The following is a 1,074-nucleotide window of genomic DNA, read 5'->3' on the forward strand; positions in this document are numbered from 1 at the left end:
TCACACCCCGCAGGTTATCCGAAAATACCGTCATAACCGTCATAACCGTCATTGGACCTTTAGAATCAGTTTGTTACGGTATGACGGTTTAGGGCCGCATGACGGTTCCCTTGCGGCTGCAACCGTCATAAGGGCAAATTGGACTTATTTATTAATAGTTGTTAATGCGCACATAAGCCAAACAGTAGCACGAAGTTACACATTCGTGATACGAATAACGCGCCAACCCCAGCGACGGATTCCGGGCCGCTGAAAGCCGCAATTACCTGCGGCAAGAACGCGCCCGCACGTGGCCGTAGCAGGTTCTAACCGGGCTGGGTGGATGCCTCTGCGTCCCCCGCTGCCCATCACACGCTGTGCCCCCTGCGGGCTGCAGCATCAACGGAGAGGTACCGATGTCTAGGAAGAACACAGGCTGTCCAGTGGGCCGTCCGAAAGGTTCCATCAGTAACAAACGCCGAATGGCGTGGGAAATCGTAAGTGCCCTTGAGAAGGAAATGGGCCGGTCCTTGCACCCATTGGAAGCGCTCCTGCGGATCGGCCATGATACGAAGAACCCGCTCGAATTACGCTGCACCTGCCTGCGTGATTGCCTGCCCTACGTCCTACCGCGTTTGCAACAGCAGTCCGTTGCACTGAGTGGTCCATCAGGTGGCCCGGTTGAACTGGCCACACTCGACGTTTCGGCCATCCTGGCGAACCCTGCCCTGGCTGAAACAGCCCAGCAACTGGCCATGATGGTCATAGATCAGGAAGTCACAGAAGAACGCGCTGGCCTTCCCGCGCCCGTGTATAAGTTTCCCGAATACAAATAGCCGTTTAAACGCACCATTGGGGGCTTTACAAGCCCCCGGAAAGATTCACCATGCAGTCTGAAAATAGATCTGACAACGTACTCCTGGCATATTCCACCTGCACAAGGTGCGCGGGCACCGGGATGGACCAGGGAGAAGTATGCCGGTGCGTCAATCGTTCCGTGTGCAGGAGCGTGGTGTGGAAGGCCCTGGAATGCGCAGCCGGTGGACACCATCTGCGGCCAAGGTCCCTGGAAGCGATTTCGGGACCACGGGGCAA

General features: G+C 56.6%; 1 protein-coding gene. It reads left to right on the top strand.

Annotation, left to right across the window (positions count from 1 at the left end; genetic code table 11):
- The first annotated feature begins 395 nt into the window (after positions 1-395).
- Positions 396-815 carry a hypothetical protein gene (locus P4L78_RS12665; protein WP_309328413.1) on the top strand — a complete coding sequence of 140 codons (420 nt, stop codon included), beginning with the start codon at positions 396-398 and terminating at the stop codon, positions 813-815.
- The last annotated feature ends 259 nt before the right edge of the window (positions 816-1,074 follow it).

The sequence above is a fragment of the Silvimonas sp. genome, from assembly GCF_031291215.1.
In the GTDB taxonomy this organism is placed as follows: domain Bacteria; phylum Pseudomonadota; class Gammaproteobacteria; order Burkholderiales; family Chitinibacteraceae; genus Silvimonas; species Silvimonas soli.

Bases quoted from the DNA above. Each gene is read 5' to 3' on its own strand.
- P4L78_RS12665 (WP_309328413.1), top strand. From the start codon at position 396: ATGTCTAGGAAGAACACAGGCTGTCCAGTGGGCCGTCCGAAAGGTTCC.